This window comes from Pseudonocardia sp. Ae717_Ps2, from assembly GCF_001932475.1.
Lineage (GTDB): Bacteria > Actinomycetota > Actinomycetes > Mycobacteriales > Pseudonocardiaceae > Pseudonocardia.
This window is the reverse complement of sequence record NZ_MCIS01000001.1, coordinates 332,338-348,540: the sequence shown is the minus strand read 5'-3', so window position 1 is coordinate 348,540 and position 16,203 is coordinate 332,338. Positions and strand designations below refer to the sequence as shown.

Genomic DNA, 16,203 nt, shown 5'->3' with positions numbered 1-16,203 from the left:
GATGGAACTTCCCACCGGTTTCGGTGGAACCCGCGGAAGTCGGGCGACGGTCCGCATAGGGTCGAGTCATGGCCCGACCGGTTCCTCCCCCCGTCGCCCCGGACACCGACGCGCGTCCGGCACTCGCCCTGGTGGGCACGGTCACGGCCCGCATCCGCGCGCTGCGGCCGAGCCTGTCGCCGACCGGAGCCCGGATCGGTGACGCCGTGCTCGCCGCTCCGGCCGAGATCGTGGGGCTGACCGTGAGCGAGCTGGCCGACCGCACCGACACCTCCGTCGGGAGTGTCGTGCGGTTCTGCCAGGACAACCTCGGCCTGAAGGGCTTCCACGACCTGAAGCTCCGCCTGGCGGCCGAGACCGCATCGAGTGCCGACGCAGGCGTGCGGGCCCCCGGCACCCCGACCGACACGGTGCGCGCCGTCCTCGCCGCGGCGACCGCAGGGCTCGAGCAGCTGCCCGGCTCCCTCGACTACGCCGTGCTGGCCGAGATCGTCCGCCTGCTGCGCGGGGCCGAGCGGGTCCTCGTCGCCGGGGTGGGCACGTCCGCGCCGATCGCGGCCGATGCCGGATACCGGCTACGCATGCTCGGCGTGCGCACGGAAGTACTGACCGACCCGCACCAGCAGCACCTCGCCGCCCGCACACTGGGCCCCCGGGGATGCTGTCTCGCGATCAGCCACACCGGTCAGACCCAGGAGACCCTCACCGCACTGCGCGCTGCCACCGAGAGCGGGGCCGTCACCATCGGGGTCACCAGCTACCTGCGTTCCCCGTTCACCGAGCTCTGCCGCCACGCGGTCGTCGCCGGTGCCCCCGAACGACACGGCCTGGAAGCGACGGCCAGCCGCCTCGTCCACCTCGCCGTCGTCGACATCCTCGTCGCGCTCCTCGCCGACGACTACCCCACCGCGGCCTCGACCGCTCAGCAGCTCTACACCGACGCCATCACCGCCCACCGCGTCTGACCCGAGCCGGTCCGGCCGGAGCGTTGGCCCGTCGAGCCCGCCTGCGGCCGAACCCGCCGTCGTTCGCCATGTCGACGTCCCGATCCATTCCGCCGAGCCGGGGAAAAGGGCCGCCCCGCTCTCGAACCACCGAGCTGCAGCGAATGCGACACCACTCATGTGATCACCGTGACCGAGACCGGCACCGCGGCGCTGGAATCCGGGACGCAGTTCTCCGCTCGCTAGCGTGAACTTCTGCCGAGGGTCTGGACACTGCGGGGCACGTCGCCTGCACAGTGTGCCATGGCAGTGACGGAGTCACCGGTCCCGGCGACCGATGTGGTCGCCGGGCGCTACATCCTCGCGACCCACATCGGTAGCGGGTCCACCGCGACGGTCTATCGAGCCTGGGACCCACCGGGGAATCGGGCCGTCGCGGTCAAACTGCTCCTCGACAGGTGCGACGTCACCGGGTTGAACCGGCAACGCCGCGAGCTGCGCGCCATGCAGCACCTGTCCCATCCGAGCCTCGTGCGACTGCTGGACGGAGGCGTCGACACCGGCCACCCCTACCTGGTCTCCGAGCTCGTCGAGGGCCGGACCCTGGCCGCACGACTCGACCAGGGCCCCCTCACCGTGCAGGAGACGGCACAGGTCGGGGTCGACATCGCGTCGGGGCTGGCGCACCTGCACGCCCGCGGCGTCGTACACCGCAACATCAAGCCCGCCAACATCTTCCTCTGCTCCCGCACCGGGCGGGCACGCCTGGCGGACTTCGGCAGCGCCCGCGTCATGGGCTACACCGCACTGACCCAGCTCAACACGCTCCTCGGCGCCGCGAGCTACCTCGCGCCCGAACAGGTCACCGGCGAGGCCGTCACACCCGCCGTCGACGTCTACGCCCTGGCCCTGGTCCTGCTCGAAGCCCACACCGGGCGTCGCGAGTACCCCGGCGACACCATGGAATCCGCCATGGACCGGCTCCACCGGCCACCACGCATTCCCGACACCCTGCCCGGCCACCTGCGACAGGCCCTGTTCGACGCGACCTACCAGCGGGCCGAGGAGCGCCTGATAGCCGCCGATATGGCAATACGGCTACAACACCGTCGGTAGCAGTTCTCGGCGAGAATTCACGCCACCGAGCACGCAGACACCATTGCGTCTGCAATCAGCGTCCCAGCCGAGTGTCCGCGGCCGCACAGCGTCACCGCCGCCGCGCGTCGTCGCCGGTTTCGAATCGCGGTTCTTCCGCCGTTTTGGCGAGTATCCACACGCCCCGTAGTTCCGGCACACAATGGTGTGACAGGAATTGAGATGACCTTCCGTGGTGCCGCATTCTCACTGGTAGCCGGTACGGGCTCCCACCCTTCCGAGTGCCGGCACGGACAGGTTGCGTCGACCTCACGACAGGCGGCGCGGCCCGAACCCACCAGGAGAACACGTGCTGAAGAAGGCTGGGCTCATCGTCGCCGCGTCCGCGGCGGGCCTGATGGCCATCTCCCCGATGGCGTTCGCCGCCGAGGGCCACCACCACGGCGACGGCATCGACAAGGACGCCAAGGGCCTGATCGCGGGCCTGAACGGCAACAACGCCGATGTCCCGATCCAGTTCTGCAACAACAACATCCCGGTCAACGTGCTGGGCGTGCAGGTCCCGGTCGAGGACCTCGGCGCGGCCAACGGCCTCACCGGCGCCCTGGGCATCCTGGGCGAGGCCAAGGCCAAGTCCGGCGACTCGGTCACCGACCAGTCCGACACCTGCGCGCAGGCCGGCGGCGCCGGCGACAGCGTCGACTGAGCCACGACGCACCGGCCACCAGGCCGCGGCAGTGGCGACGGCCCTCGGGACTCCTCCTGTTCCCGAGGGCCGTCGTGTCGTTGTCCGGCGGTGCGGGCCACGGCCCCGTCCACGTGGGCCCTCAGGTGCCGGCGCCGCTGTCGAGGAGCCAGTGGTAACGCATGCGCATCGCGCGTTCGACGGCGCCGACGGCCGCGCCGAGGCCGAGGGTGAGGTTGAGCCACAGCGGCAGCTGCACCGGGGACACGAAGGTGCCGACGGTCGCGGCGATCGGTGGGATCCGGGAGATCGGCTCCGCGATCTGCAGCAGGTTCAGGCCGACGCCGATGAGCAGCATCAGGACGGACACGGCTCCGATGAGTGCGCTCGCGGCGGGGCGTTCCCGCGCGAACCGCATGCGGCGCCCCTCGGCGGATCGGGGGTCGGGTACGAGGCGCTGCACGGTGCCGTCGTCGCCGACGAAGTGGCAGCGACGCATCCCCGCCTCGCTCCGTCGGACCTCGATGTGACCGCCCGCGACGGGAAAGCGCGCCGGGAGCGCGGACTCCAGCCGGAGACGGCCGTCGAGGTAGAGCCGCGCACGGACCACACCGTCGTGGGCGTCCCCGCCGTGCTTGACCTCGACGGTGTGCACGACCGGCCGGCCGTCGACGGTCAGGGTGGTCGACAGCACCGAGCGTCGCACCATCTGCCACCAGCGGAACGGCTTCAGCGGTCTCCCGTCGCCCGGCTTCGCCCGCCTGGTCAGCCGGCGTTCGTTCCAACTCGGGCTCACCGCTGCTGCGTCCCGGTCGTGGCCGCCGGCAGGGTTCCGGGCGGTTCGACCGCGCGGGAACCACGCGCCGGCCACCCGGTCACCGGCGTCCGCGCGGGTCCGTCCCTGCGGGTCGTCCACCAGACGACCGCCGTGATGACGGCCAGCATGGCGCTGGGGACCAGGTTCGCCCATGAGCCGACCGCCTCCGCCCGGCTCGCGAGCTCCGCCCCGACGTCGAGGTGCAAGGTCGTGCCGAGGACGAGGAAGGTCACGTTGTAGACCCCGTGCAGCACGACGGCGACCTCGAGCCCACCCGTCCGCCAGGTCACGATCGCCATCGTGGAGAACAGCACGAGGTAGGAGCCGAACAGGAACGGGTCGAGCGTTCCGTGCGCGAGCGAGAACAGGACGGTGGTCACGACGATGCCGAGGACCGCACCGGAGCGGGCCCCGCGGGTCCAGCCCCCGAGCACCCGGAACATCAGCCCGCGGAACCCGTACTCCTCCCCCGCCGCACCGAGCGGGGTCAGCAGCATCCCGATGACGAAGTACCAGACCAGATCGGCGGTCGTCCACGGCGCGGAGTCCACCGAGGCCGGCATCCCGAGCGCGATCACGAGCAGCAGCGGCGGACCGAACACCAGCAGTGCGCGACCGAGTACCCCGAACCGGAATCGCCCCGCCACCGAGTGCAGCGACCGGGCGGGGACGCCGTAGAGGACACGCTCGATCAGCATGCTGTACGGGATCAACAACGCCAGCGCCAGCGCACCGGCGGCCTGGCGCAGCGGGGTGGACGGTCCGGAGCGGTCGAACAGCGCCGCGTCGACGATCTCCGACAGGCTCCGGAACAGGACCGCGAACCCGACGAACCCGGCCACGAGCAGCCCGATCGCGACGAGCCCGCGCAGGACGCGTCGTCTCTCGCCCGTGTGGACACGGTGGTACTCGACCCCGGCCGGCACGCCGGGAGTCGGTGCGGGCCGGTCCTCCTGGAGCAGCCAGGGTCGGTCGGGGGTGGTCATCCGTCTACTCCTCGTCGTCCGGTACGCGATCGACACATCCGGCCGAGGGGCCAGGAGCTCCCGCTGGGAGCTCCTGCATCGCCGCCGTTCGCGACTATCACGCTGTACTAGTCGCGATCGAAGCTAGCACAGTGTGATAGACAAGCGTCGACGACCACCGGACGGAGCGAGGAGGCCGATGGCCCGGAGCACGCGGGACAAGATCCTCATCGCAGCGGCGAGCATGCTCGGCGAGGACCCGACGGCCAGGTTGAGCGTGCGGGCGGTCGCCGCCCGGGCCGGGGTCAGCACCGGGTCGCTGCGGCACTTCTTCCCGACCCAGCGCGAGCTGATCGACACCGTGGTCGCCGGGATCCACGACATCGACCTGCCCGAGGACCCGATGCAGGACGCCACCCGGACGCCCGCCGAACGTCTGGTGGCCTGCCTGCAACTGATGGTGTCGCAGGTCGGGACGGGCGAACAGGCGCGAGCACACTGGCGCGCCCAGTACGAGGCCTACATCGCGACCCCGCCGTCCGAGGACGCCACCCACACCTACCTGGCCCTCGAGCGGCTCGCCGTGCACCGCATGGAGAAGTGGCTGGCCGTCCTGCAGGAGGAGGGCCAGCTCGCCCCGGGCGGGCTCGAGCACCATGCCCGCTTCCTCCTGACCGTGCTCTCCGGCCTGCTGACCGAACGCGCTCTGCCGGGCGACCGGACGCGCCTCCCGTTCGAGGCCGGCACGCTCGCGACCGCCGCCGCGGCGGTACTGCGGCCGACGGGCGGGTTCCGGGGATGAGCTATCCGACCATGTCGAGGACCGCGCGCAGCCGGTCGCGGGCCTCGGTCAGCGCCGCGACCTGAGCGTCGACCCGGGCGAGCTGCTCCCGCACCATCGGCTCGGCGCACCGCTCCAGCTGCGGTCCCGGCCCCTGCGCACAGGGCAGCAGGTCGTAGATCAGTCCGGTCGGCACTCCCGCGGCGAGAAGGGCTCTGATCGCATGGACGGTGTCGACCGCGTCGGCGTCGTACCGGCGGTGCCCGTACCCGCAGTCGTCGCGACGAGGGCGCAGCAGTCCCTGCTCCTCGTAGTACCGCAGCGACCGGGGACTGGCTCCGGTCGCACGGGACAGCTCCCCGATCCGCACGTGATGCACCTCTCCGTCGCGCGGGTTGAACCTGACAACGATGTCAGATTCTACGGTCGGGTCCATGGCAGCGAGACTCTGGCGGAACGGCCGGCCTTCTAACTCCGACGGCGCGGTGCGCGGGCTCGACCTGCACCTGGCCCGCCTGCAGCGTGCCTCGCACGACCTGTTCGGCCGCGCGGTCGACGACGGGCTTCTCCGTGACCGGATGCGTCAGGCGGTCGCCGCCGGTCCCCGGTCCCTGTCGATGGTGGTGACCATCCGGCCGGCCGAGGGCGAGTTCGTGCCCGCCGACGACGACCGTCCGCTGGACGTGACCGTGCGGACCGATGCCCCCTCGGACGGACCGCGCGGGCCGTTCCTGCTCGACGCCGTCGAGCACGAACGGTTCCTGCCGCACATCAAGCACGTCGGGGAGGGCGCGAAGACCCATCACCTGCGCCGGGCACGGCAGCGCGGGTTCGACGACGCCGTGTTCCTCGACCGGGCCGGCCGGATCAGCGAGGGCACCATCTGGAACCTGGCGTTCTCCGACGGCGACACCGTGATCTGGCCTCGGGCCGACCTGCTCGTCGGGACCACGATGCAGATCGTGCGCCGACAGCTCCACCTCGCCGGCGTCCCGCAGGACGAGCGGGAGGTCCGCCCGTCGGACCTCGGCGGCCTGTCCGCCGTCGTCATGAACTCCTGGACGCCCGCCGTGCCGATCACCGGGATCGGGCACCGGGAGCTCGCCCCTGACCCACGGTTCGTACGCCGGCTGCGGAACGCCTTCGACGCCGATGCCGCAGAGCCGCTGTGACCACGACTGCTGTGACCCCGACCGCTGCGCACCGCACGTCCGGCGCCGCACCGCGGCAGGTGGCCGGTCAGACCGCCAGGCCGACCGGCCTGCCCCCGACCATCTGGTCCAGGTACTCCGACATGCCACCCAGGGTGCGGCCGTCCTCACCGGTCCAGGTCATCAGGCTCTCCACGAGCCGGGTCACCGCCGGGTCGCCGCCCTCGGTGGTGCGCCGGTTCCGCAGCGGCACGGTCGCCTCCGCGCGGCCGCGCAGGCGCCACTCCCGCCCGCCGGAACGCAGGACCAGGCCGATGCCGGTCTGCTCGTCCCGGCCGTCACGGTCGGTGACGATCTCCATCCCGTCGACCTCGTGCACCGTCCCGCCGTCCCAGACGAAGCCGCCGTGCACCGACGAACCGTCCGGGCTGCCGAACCACGCCCCCATGAACGCGAACCCGTCGGTGGTTCCGTGCAGCCAGCGGTAGAACCACGGTGCCTGCCAGGACCGCGGGCCCCACGAGTGGTCGCGCAGGCCGTGGCCGCCGACCGCGGTCTCGACCCCGTCGACCACGATCCGGCCCTGCGCCGACAGCGGCTGCTCGTAGTGGTTGGGGGCGAAGGAGCCCCCGTCGGTGTCGAAGCTGTGGTCGAACACGGGCGCGATGCCGTGCACCGCCAGCTCGACGACGGCCTCGACCGTCGGGCTGCCGCCCAGCGCCGTGCGCGGGTCGTCCATCGCCGCCGGATCGGCGACGAGCGTGAGCGGCCCGGCGTAGGAGACGTCGAGGTGACGCAAGGGCTCGCGGACACGGAAGGCCATCCCGGCGCTGTCGAACGCCTCGTTCGACGTCACCTCGGGGCGGGCGTAGGAGAAGCCGAGGCGGCCGTCGGGGAGGAACAGGCAGACGGTGACCTCGCCCCGGCCCTCGTTGGGCCGGTTCGCGATCCGCAGGAAGCCGCCGAGGCGCGCCACCGGGTCGTTGAAGTGCACGTACATGGACTCGTTGAAGTGGGGCTCGGGCCCAACCGGGTGGGTGTAGTCGTCCTCGGGGCGCACGGTGTCCTCTCCGCGTCTCGGGTGTCGGTTCAGCGGCCCAGCAGGCGCAGTGCCCCGTCGAGCAGGTGCTCGACGGAGTCCTGCAGCGAACGCAGGTCGAGGGCCCCGTGCTCGCCCATGCTCCCGGAGCGTCGGCGGACGAGGACCCCCTGCAGCAGGGTCGCGGCCTTCCAGTGAGTGAAGGCGCAGTAGTGGTCGAGGTCGCCGACGTCCAGGCCGGTACGGGCCGCGTAGGCGTCGACGATCTCGGTGCGGGTGGCGAACCCGCCGGCCCGGGTGGGACGGGGGATGACGATCGCGGGCTCCTGCGGGGAGCGCCAGTCGTCGAGCAGCCACGCCAGGTCGGCCAGGGGGTCGCCGAGGGTGCAGAGCTCCCAGTCGAGCACGGCGGTGATCCGGCCGTCCCGCACGAGCAGGTTGGACAGCCGGTAGTCGCCGTGGGTGATCACCGTGCGCTGCTGGCGAGGCACCGTGGCGGTGATGCGACGGCGGCACTCCTCCCACGCGGGCGTCGCCGCGGAGCCCTCCCCCCACGCCGCCCAGTTCCGGACGGTCCGGGCGGTCTGGCGTTCCAGGAAGCCCGTCGGACGGCCGAGTCCCTCCAGACCGACGGCGGCCGGGTCGAGCGCGTGCAGGCGGGCGAGCACCTCGACCGTCTCGACCGACAGCTCCCGTCGCCGGCGCGCGGTGCAGGCCGAGGCGTCGGACTCGTCGACCAGTGGGGCGCCCGGCGCCCGGTCCATGACGTAGAACGGGCCGTCGATCCCCCCGGCGTCGGCTCCCTCGGCGACCACCGTCGGCACCGGCACGCCCGACCCGGCGAGGGCGCGCAGGACACGGGCCTCACGGTGCACGTCGTGCGCCCCGGCCGGGGCGCCGGCAGGCGGGTGGCGCAGGACCCACTCCCGCCCGTCGGCGTCGGTGACCAGAGAGGTGATGTTGGACTGACCCGCGCCGACGCGGGCGAGCCGCAACGGCGGGGTGAGCCCGGGGACGCGGTCGCCGAGCCAGCCCGTGAACGCCGGCGGGGCCGGGGGCGCCGTCACGCCGCACCCTGGCGAGGGCTGTCCGGCCGTGATCCGTCGGGACGGGGCATCACCGGGACTCCTCACCGCGACGTTGCGTGGGCCGGGGAACGGCCGGACGTTCGCAGATTAGAAACCGAATTAGAAATAAGCAACCCGGCCCGGCTGACGAGGCGTGAATCGCCCACCCGCCGACCCTGGGCTATTCAGATACGATCTTGCATCCGGATACGGTACCGTATCTGAGAACCCGGAAGGAGGCCATCATCAGCAGACGACTCACCCGGCAGGAGCGCCGGGAGATCACGCGCCAGGAGCTGCTGCAGGCGGCGGCCGACCTGTTCGCCGAACGCGGCGTCAACGGCACCTCGGTCGAACAGATCGTGGAACGCGCCGGGTACACCCGGGGCGCCTTCTACGGCAACTTCGACGGCAAGCAGCAGCTGGTCCTGGCCCTCCTGGAGCAGCGCACCGAGCGCGAGCTGGCCGAGGTGCAGGCACTCAGCGCCGATGCCGGCTCGTTCGAGGAGACGATCGAGAACCTGCGTGACTGGCACCGCGAGCGGGACGAGAACTTCGCGAGCTGGCTGGCCCTGCGCACCGAACTGTGGCTCCACGGCATGCGTGATCCGGCTGTGCTGTCGGTACTGGCCGACCGCGAGCGCCGTTCCCGGGAGGCGATGGCCCAGGCCCTCGCACAGGGGTTCGCCGCCCGGTCGGTCACGCCGCCCGCACCGGTGGAGCTGCTCGCCCTGATCGTGCACGCCCTGGACGACGGACTCTCCATCCAGCGCGTGCTCTCGGCCGATGCCGGACCGGCCGGAGGAGTCATGGACGTGGTGGATCTGCTGATGCGGTCGTGGAGCGCACTGGCCCGCAGCAGCGCCGCCGAACCCGCCGAACCACCCGCCCCGGAGAACGGCACCACTCCCTGAGCCGATGGCCGGATCCGCCTGACGGCCCGCCACATCGAAGAACTGGACCACAGCCCATGAGCGAGGACGTGAAGCCGACGACGGCGGAGGCGACTCTCGGCCGTCGACGCCCACAGTCAGGCCGACCTCACCGGCGCGCCCGAGACCTGCCGCGCCCCCGGCACCGATGACCCCGCCGCGCGGGAGGCAATCGGCAACGCTCTGGCCGACATCGACTCCGCGAGGTTCACCGCCACTTCAGCGAAGCGCTCTGCTGGGCGTCCGCAAGCCCGGCCGCGGTGATCTGCCTGCTGTTCCTCCTGCCGCGGCAACCGCGGCGACCGGGCACGTCCTGACCGTCCCCGTCCCCCGACATCCGAGGAGCACACCTTGCCGCGCAAGAACTACCAGGTCATCGTCTATGGCACGTTCGCGACACTCGACGACGACCAGCGAGCCGAGCTGCTGGCCATGGCCGACGACCACGATCTGCTCCGGTCGAAGTTCACCGAGGAGGGCACCGTCACCTACGAACGGTCCCTGCGCACCTTCACGTTCCGTTGTGTCGTGAAGGCCGATGCCGAGGACACGATCGACGACGTCGTCGTCGCGGCGGAGAAACTGGCCACGGCCGCCGTCCGCGACCTCGGCGCCGACGTGCGCGATCTGCGGTCCGTCTGCACCGACCTGGACACCATCAAGGTCAAGCGACGGGGACGGTGACGTCCGGGACATCCACCGCTCCCGTCCGGACCTACCCTGAATCGGTGACCGACCGACCGCGGGGACGCCCACGGGACCGCTCCAAGGACGTCGCGGTGCTGGAGGCGACGGTCCGGCTGCTGGCCGCCGAGGGCCTGGCCCGGATGACCATGGACCGGGTGGCCGCCGAGGCCGGGGTGTCGAAGGTGACCGTCTACACCCGGTGGCGCAGCCGCTCCGAGCTGCTCGCCGCAGCACTGCAGCATCTGCAGGTCGACCACGTGCCGCCGTCGACCGGTCTGCTGCGCGAGGATCTCGTGGCCCACCTCGACGCCATGCGGCGCCAGTACGACGACGTCGGCGGGATGGCCGTCGTCGGCAACTGCCTGGCCGACGAGCCCGTCTCCGGCGAGCTGCTCGCGACGATCCGGCGGAGCACGCTGCTGCCCCGCCGGGCGGGCATCGCCGCCGTGGTCCGGGCCGGGGTCGAACGCGGCGACCTCGACCCCACTGTCGACGTCGAACGGCTGGTCAGCACCCTGGTCGGGAACCTCTACGCGGACCACCTCGCCGGCCGCGACCTCGACGACACCTGGGCGGCCGACGTCGTCGACGCCGTCCTGCCGGGTTTCCTCCCCCGCTCCTGACGCGCCGCATCCGGACCGGGACACATCGCCTCCGGATCGCCGCGCCCCTTGACCCGGCACACCCGTCGCCGCACATTCATGAACGAGTGAGTTCAGAAACGTCGTCGACGGAGAGGGCGGACGCATCGTGGAGTTCCTGCGCAACACCTGGTACCTGGTGGCCTGGTCGTGCGAGCTGACCCCGGACACGATGCTGTCGCGGACGGTGCTCGAACGCCCGCTGCTGCTCACCCGCGACGCCGACGGCCGACCGGTCGCCCTCGACGACCGCTGTCCGCACCGGTTCGCGCCGTTGTCGCGCGGCCGTTTCGACGGTCGGACGATCACCTGCGGCTACCACGGCCTGGAGTTCGACACCTCGGGTGCGTGCGTGCGCAACCCGCACGGCGCCGGGGTGGTCCCGCGGGCCGCCGCGGTCACCGCGCACACCGTGGTGGAGCGGCACGGTGCGGTCTGGTGGTGGGCCGGTGACCGGGAGCCCGATCACGGTCTGCTGCCCGACTTCGGCACCCTCGACGCCGAGGACACCACGACCCGGCGCGACCACCTGGTCATGGACGTGCCGTACGACCTGATCGTCGACAACCTGCTCGACTGCAGCCACACCAGCTTCCTGCACGACGGGATCCTCGGGAACAGCGCCATGCTGGACACCGCGACAACCGTGCGGCAGGACGGCGACACGGTCAACGTCGTGCGGGAGTCCGCGTCGGTGCCTCCCCCCGGCATGTTCGACATGCTGTTCCACGACGACGGCGCCCCGGTCGACACCTGGACCGACTTCCGGTGGAACGCGCCGTCGCACCTGCTGCTCGACGTCGGCGTCACGACGCCGGGACGGCCGCGTTCCGAGGGCGTCGGCTACCTCGGTACCCACATCCTCACCCCGGAGACGGCGAGCACCACGCACTACTTCACGACGGCGTCGCGCTGGGGCGTGCGGCCGGGCACCGAGACCCCGCAGATGCGGCTGAAGATCTCCGACCTGCGCCGGTTCGCGTTCGAGGAGCAGGACGAGCCGATGATCCGCGCGCAGCACGCGACGATCGCCGCGTTCGCCCGCTGCGAGGACACCGCGCCGGAGCCGGTGCTGCTGGAGACCGACTCCGGCGTCGTACGCTGGCGGCGGATCATGGAGCGGCTGATCGCCGAGGACCGGGGCCCGGCGCCCCGGCCCCGGTGGGCCCCGGCCGTCGTCGCCGGGATCACCGAGGCCGCGGTGGGCATCCGGGTGCTGCACCTCGCCGCCGCCGACGGGAGCCCGCTGCCCCCGGGCGAGCCGGGCGGCCACGTCGACCTGCGGCTCGCCGGCGGCATCGTCCGCCAGTACTCGCTGTGCGACGACTCCCGCGACGGCCGCTACACGCTGGCAGTCCAGCGCGAGGAGCCGTCCCGGGGCGGTTCGGCCGCGGTACACGCACTGCGGCCCGGCGACCCGGTCGCCGTCTCCGCACCCCGCAACACCTTCCCGCTCGCCGACGGGGCGACCCGGCACGTGCTCGTCGCGGGTGGCATCGGGGTCACCCCGCTGATCGCCATGCTGCGGGCGCTGCGCGCCGCGGGAGAGTCCGTCGAGCTGCACCACTTCGCCCGCTCCGAGGCGCACCTGCCGTTCCTCGACGAGCTCTCCGCCGACCCCGCCACCACCCACCACCTCGGGCTCGACCCGGCCGGCACCGGCGCCGTCCTCGACCGGGTGCTGGCCTCACCGGGAGCCGGGGACCACGTCTACGTCTGCGGCCCGGCCGGACTGATCGACGCGGTCCACGACCGGGCCCGGGCGCACGGCTGGCCGGCGGGCACGGTGCACGACGAGCGCTTCGTCGCCACCGGGACCGCCCCGGCGGGCGCCCGGCGGTTCAAGGCCGTGCTCGGGCGCAGCGGGCGGACCGTCGAGGTCGGCGAGGACCACACCCTGCTGGAGGCGCTCACCGCCGCCGGCGTCGACGTGCCCTCCTCGTGTGAACAGGGCATCTGCGGTACCTGCGTGACACCGGTGCTCGGGGGCGCAGTCGACCACCGCGACACCTACCTGACCGACGACGAGCGGGCCGCCGGGGACCGGCTCTGCGTGTGCGTCTCCCGGGCCGCGGGGTCCGAGGTGCAGCTGGACCTGTGACGTCGCGGCGCGACCCGGTCACGAGTCGACCGGCCCGTCTCGGCATCGCGCCGGAGACGGGCCGGCCGTCCGGTCCCGGGCGGCACGGCGGATCCGTCCGGAGGACTCCTGGACGACCGGTCAGGCCCTCAGCTCCGGGAGGTCCTCGTAACGCCACTCCCCGCCCGCAGCCGCCCCCGCCTCGTCGCGCTCGCGGGCCCGCAGCTCCACGCGGCGGATCTTGCCGGAGATCGTCTTCGGCAGCTCGAAGAACTCGATGCGCCGCACCCGCAGGTAGGGCGCGAGGTGGTCCCGGGCGTGGGCGAAGATCGACACCGCGGTCTCCCGGGTCGGCTCGTGGCCGGGGGCGAGCGCGATGTAGGCCTTCGGCACGGCGAGCCGCACCGGGTCGGGCTGCGGCACCACGGCCGCCTCCAGCACCGCCGGGTGCTCGACGAGCACGCTCTCCAGCTCGAACGGCGAGATCTTGTAGTCGCTGGCCTTGAACACGTCGTCGGTGCGGCCGACGTAGAACAGGTAGCCGTCGGAGTCGCGGGTCGCGGTGTCGCCGGTGTGGTAGAAGCCGCCTGCCATGGCGTCGGCGGTCTTCTCCGGCATGTCCAGGTACCCGACCATCAGGCTGGTGGGGCGCCGGGCGAGGTCGATGCAGATCTCGCCCTCGGTGTCGGAGACCTCCCCGGTGAGCTCGTCGACCAGCACCACCGGGACGCCGGGCAACGGGCGGCCCATCGACCCTGGCTTCACGACCGAGCCGGGCGTGTTGCCCACCGACGCCGTCGTCTCGGTCTGGCCGAACCCGTCGCGCAGGGTCAGTCCCCACTGCGCCCGGACCTGCTCGATGATCTCCGGGTTGAGCGGCTCGCCCGCCGCGATGACCTCGCGCAGCGAGCCGGGCCCGCCGGACAGGTCGGCCTTGATCAGCATCCGCCACACCGTCGGCGGCGCGCAGAACGTGGTGACGCCCTTGTCCCGGATCTGGCCGAGCAGCGACGCCGCGTCGAAGCGGCTGTAGTTGTAGAGGAAGATCGTCGCCCCGGCGATCCACGGCGCGAAGAAGCAGCTCCACGCGTGCTTGGCCCAGCCCGGCGAGCTGATGTTGAGGTGCACGTCGCCAGGGGTGATGCCCAGCCAGTACATCGTGGACAGATGTCCGACCGGGTACGACGCCTGGGTGTGCTCGACCAGCTTCGGCCGGCTGGTGGTGCCGGAGGTGAAGTACAGCAGCAGCCGGTCGTCGGCGGTGGTGCCCGGGTGCTCGACGGGTGCGTCGTCCACGTCGCGGGAGTCGGCGAGGTCCAGCCAGCCCTCGGCGGTGCCGCCGACCGAGATCGCGGTGCGCCCGTCGAGGAGTCCCTCGAACTTGCCCGTGCAGGACGCGTCGGCGATCACGAACCGGGCGCGGCCGCGCTCCAGCCGGTCCGGCAGGTCGACGGCGCCGAGCGCGGTGGTCGTCGGCATGATCACCGCGCCGAGCTTCATCACCGCGAGCATCGACTCCCACAGCTCGACGCGGTTGCCCAGCATGACCAGCACGCTGTCCCCGCGCCCGACCCCGTGCGATGCCAGCCAGCGGGCCACCTGATTGGAGCGGCGGCGCAGCTCGTCGAAGGTCCAGGCGCCCTCCGCGCCGTCCTCCTCCACGATGCGCAGCGCGGTCCGCGTCTCGCCGTCGGCGATGACGTCGAACCAGTCGTGCGCCCACTGGAAGGCGCCGTCGAACTGCGGCCAGGTGAAGTCGGCGACGGCCTTCTCGTGCTCGCCGTGCAGCGCGACGAGCCGGTCGCGGGCGTCGCGGTAGATGTCGTGGTTGCCCATGGGGCGGACGTCCTCGGGGTCGGTGGGGCGGTCGGACCGCCGTCGGGGCGGTCACCGGGCGGGCGGAGAACGCCACCGCGAACGTCGTGACGGAAGGGCATGCGGGCTCCTCGTCGGGCGCGGCCTGGCGGACGGACCGAGACTCGCCGCGCCGGCCCACCGCCCGCTACCAACCGAAGTCAGTGTTCGGATCCGGTTGACGGACCCGGCGATCTCTGGGAGAACCCCACCAGTCGTGACTCGTTGCACACGACGAGGCCGCCCGGGCCGGCGAGGACGCCGACGGGACAGGGAGGAGCACTCGTGCTGGACGACGACGCGGTCGCCCGTGCGCTGGACCGGGTCATGCCCCGCCGGCTCCACGAGCTCAGCTCGACGACCGGTCTGCCGGTCGTCTTCGGTGGGACGACCCGGACGGTGCGCGACGGCCTGCAGCTCACGATCAACCAGCTGATCGGCACCTTCGGCGACTCGCTGCGGCTGCTCAGCGTCCTGTCCGGGCGCGGCCTCGGCGGCGCCGCGATGGCCCGCCGCATCCCGTGCCGGGTGAGCGACTACGCCTCGACCCCGGGGATCACCCACGACTACGATCACGTCGTCGTCGAGAACGAGCGGCTCGCGTCGATCCTGGCCTATCCGATCATCGTCCACGGCTCGGTCCGTGGCGTGGTGTACGGGGCGATGCGCGAGCACCGGCCGATCGGCGACGTCGCGGTCCGCAACGCGGGCATCGTGGCCGCCACCATCGCCCGGGACGCCACGGCCTTGCTCGACCAGCACTCTCCGCCCACCGTCGCGGTCGTCGCGGACGCCGAGAGCCGGGCCGGTGCGCTGCTGGAGCTCGCCGCGCTGATCGAGAGCACCGACGACCCGGAGCTGCGCACACGGCTGAGCCGGATCCACGACGGCCTCGCCGGGGCGCGCCCGGCGCCGGGCCGGACGGGCGGAGAGGCTCCCGCCCTCTCACCGCGGGAGATCGAGGCACTGCAGCACGTCGCGGTGGGCGCGACCAACGCCGAGATCGCGGCGCAGCTGGGGATCACCGTGGGGACGGTCAAGGCCTACCTGCACAGCGCCATGCGCAAGCTCGACGCCCAGAACCGGGCGCGGGCGGTCATCGCGGCCCGCTCGGCAGGGCTGATCTGACCGTCCGGCGCTTCGGCGTGAACCTGCCCCGGCCCCGGTACGAACCCAGGGCAGGGGGTGAGCCGATGTACCTGTCCACCGAGCAGGCACGGGCGCTGGAGCTGCTCGACGGCCGGGACGCCCGGGTCGACCAGCTGCGGGCCCCGGTGGCCCGGCAGCTGCACGACCGCGGGCTGATCGACGCCGACGGTGCGGTCACGGCGGCCGGTGCCGCCGTCGTCGAAGTGATCTATGCACAGCGGTTCGCCGACGGCGTCGCCGAGATGAAGGCGCGCATCCGGCACCACCGGCTCGGCCGCCCCGGGGGCTGAGGGCCCGTCGCGCACCTCGCCTGCAG

At 72.4% G+C, this 16,203-nt stretch carries 17 protein-coding genes; 11 read left to right on the top strand and 6 right to left on the bottom strand.

The genetic code is table 11. The annotated features are described in order from the left end of the window. The first annotated feature begins 68 nt into the window (after positions 1-68). From Ae717Ps2_RS01740 to Ae717Ps2_RS01730, 3 genes are all read left to right on the top strand, one after another. Positions 69-965: a MurR/RpiR family transcriptional regulator gene (locus tag Ae717Ps2_RS01740; protein ID WP_075308500.1), complete on the top strand. Its 897-nt coding sequence runs from the start codon at positions 69-71 to the stop codon at positions 963-965. A 282-nt stretch (positions 966-1,247) separates the two neighbouring features. Further along, positions 1,248-2,060, top strand: a complete 813-nt coding sequence (locus Ae717Ps2_RS01735; protein WP_083702238.1) for a serine/threonine-protein kinase — start codon at positions 1,248-1,250, stop codon at positions 2,058-2,060. Between the two features lie 328 nt (positions 2,061-2,388). After that, positions 2,389-2,745 carry a hypothetical protein gene (locus tag Ae717Ps2_RS01730; RefSeq protein WP_020624235.1) on the top strand — a complete coding sequence of 119 codons (357 nt, stop codon included), beginning with the start codon at positions 2,389-2,391 and terminating at the stop codon, positions 2,743-2,745. Between the two features lie 121 nt (positions 2,746-2,866). Here the strand turns inward: Ae717Ps2_RS01730 and Ae717Ps2_RS01725 are convergent, their stop codons facing one another. Together Ae717Ps2_RS01725 and Ae717Ps2_RS01720 are read right to left on the bottom strand one after the other, a co-directional pair. Then, positions 2,867-3,433 carry a hypothetical protein gene (locus tag Ae717Ps2_RS01725; protein ID WP_233147408.1) on the bottom strand — a complete coding sequence of 189 codons (567 nt, stop codon included), beginning with the start codon at positions 3,431-3,433 and terminating at the stop codon, positions 2,867-2,869. 83 nt (positions 3,434-3,516) lie between these two features. Next, positions 3,517-4,527 carry a CPBP family intramembrane glutamic endopeptidase gene (locus tag Ae717Ps2_RS01720; RefSeq protein ID WP_075308504.1) on the bottom strand — a complete coding sequence of 337 codons (1,011 nt, stop codon included), beginning with the start codon at positions 4,525-4,527 and terminating at the stop codon, positions 3,517-3,519. Positions 4,528-4,705: 178 nt separating this feature from the next. On the opposite strand from Ae717Ps2_RS01720, the gene Ae717Ps2_RS01715 reads away from it, so the two are divergent. Beyond that, positions 4,706-5,308, top strand: a complete 603-nt coding sequence (locus Ae717Ps2_RS01715; protein ID WP_075308506.1) for a TetR/AcrR family transcriptional regulator — start codon at positions 4,706-4,708, stop codon at positions 5,306-5,308. 1 nt (position 5,309) lies between these two features. On the opposite strand, the gene Ae717Ps2_RS01710 is transcribed toward Ae717Ps2_RS01715, so the two are convergent. Then, on the bottom strand, positions 5,310-5,657 hold the full coding sequence (locus Ae717Ps2_RS01710; protein WP_020624239.1) for a MerR family transcriptional regulator: 348 nt from the start codon (positions 5,655-5,657) through the stop codon (positions 5,310-5,312). Between the two features lie 64 nt (positions 5,658-5,721). Between Ae717Ps2_RS01710 and Ae717Ps2_RS01705 the strand changes: the two genes are divergently transcribed. Next, a complete protein-coding gene (locus Ae717Ps2_RS01705; RefSeq protein ID WP_158071443.1) occupies positions 5,722-6,459 on the top strand; it encodes an aminotransferase class IV in 738 nt (245 codons plus the stop codon). Between the two features lie 67 nt (positions 6,460-6,526). Here Ae717Ps2_RS01705 and Ae717Ps2_RS01700 read toward each other — a convergent pair whose 3' ends face one another. Together Ae717Ps2_RS01700 and Ae717Ps2_RS01695 are read right to left on the bottom strand one after the other, a co-directional pair. Then, the gene (locus tag Ae717Ps2_RS01700) at positions 6,527-7,498 is read right to left on the bottom strand and encodes a hypothetical protein (protein ID WP_020624241.1); all 972 of its coding nucleotides are present in this window, start codon (positions 7,496-7,498) and stop codon (positions 6,527-6,529) included. A gap of 29 nt (positions 7,499-7,527) precedes the next feature. After that, positions 7,528-8,544 (bottom strand): phosphotransferase family protein, encoded by a 1,017-nt coding sequence (locus tag Ae717Ps2_RS01695; protein ID WP_075308510.1) that lies wholly within the window; start codon positions 8,542-8,544, stop codon positions 7,528-7,530. 197 nt (positions 8,545-8,741) lie between these two features. On the opposite strand from Ae717Ps2_RS01695, the gene Ae717Ps2_RS01690 reads away from it, so the two are divergent. The 4 genes from Ae717Ps2_RS01690 to Ae717Ps2_RS34965 all read left to right on the top strand — a co-directional run bounded on the left by Ae717Ps2_RS01690 (position 8,742) and on the right by Ae717Ps2_RS34965 (position 12,905). Next, positions 8,742-9,458: a TetR/AcrR family transcriptional regulator gene (locus tag Ae717Ps2_RS01690; protein WP_233147407.1), complete on the top strand. Its 717-nt coding sequence runs from the start codon at positions 8,742-8,744 to the stop codon at positions 9,456-9,458. Positions 9,459-9,827: 369 nt separating this feature from the next. Then, on the top strand, positions 9,828-10,160 hold the full coding sequence (locus Ae717Ps2_RS01685; RefSeq protein WP_075308512.1) for a DUF6204 family protein: 333 nt from the start codon (positions 9,828-9,830) through the stop codon (positions 10,158-10,160). Positions 10,161-10,204: 44 nt separating this feature from the next. Next, positions 10,205-10,786, top strand: coding sequence for a TetR/AcrR family transcriptional regulator (locus Ae717Ps2_RS01680; protein ID WP_075332930.1), 582 nt, complete (start codon positions 10,205-10,207; stop codon positions 10,784-10,786). 127 nt (positions 10,787-10,913) lie between these two features. Beyond that, positions 10,914-12,905 (top strand): Rieske 2Fe-2S domain-containing protein, encoded by a 1,992-nt coding sequence (locus Ae717Ps2_RS34965; RefSeq protein WP_083695539.1) that lies wholly within the window; start codon positions 10,914-10,916, stop codon positions 12,903-12,905. Positions 12,906-13,025: 120 nt separating this feature from the next. Here Ae717Ps2_RS34965 and Ae717Ps2_RS01665 read toward each other — a convergent pair whose 3' ends face one another. Further along, on the bottom strand, positions 13,026-14,720 hold the full coding sequence (locus Ae717Ps2_RS01665) for an AMP-binding protein (RefSeq protein ID WP_075308516.1): 1,695 nt from the start codon (positions 14,718-14,720) through the stop codon (positions 13,026-13,028). A gap of 303 nt (positions 14,721-15,023) precedes the next feature. Between Ae717Ps2_RS01665 and Ae717Ps2_RS01660 the strand changes: the two genes are divergently transcribed. Beyond that, the gene (locus Ae717Ps2_RS01660) at positions 15,024-15,866 is read left to right on the top strand and encodes a LuxR C-terminal-related transcriptional regulator (protein WP_158071442.1); all 843 of its coding nucleotides are present in this window, start codon (positions 15,024-15,026) and stop codon (positions 15,864-15,866) included. Between the two features lie 65 nt (positions 15,867-15,931). Further along, a complete protein-coding gene (locus Ae717Ps2_RS01655; RefSeq protein ID WP_075308518.1) occupies positions 15,932-16,177 on the top strand; it encodes a hypothetical protein in 246 nt (81 codons plus the stop codon). The last annotated feature ends 26 nt before the right edge of the window (positions 16,178-16,203 follow it).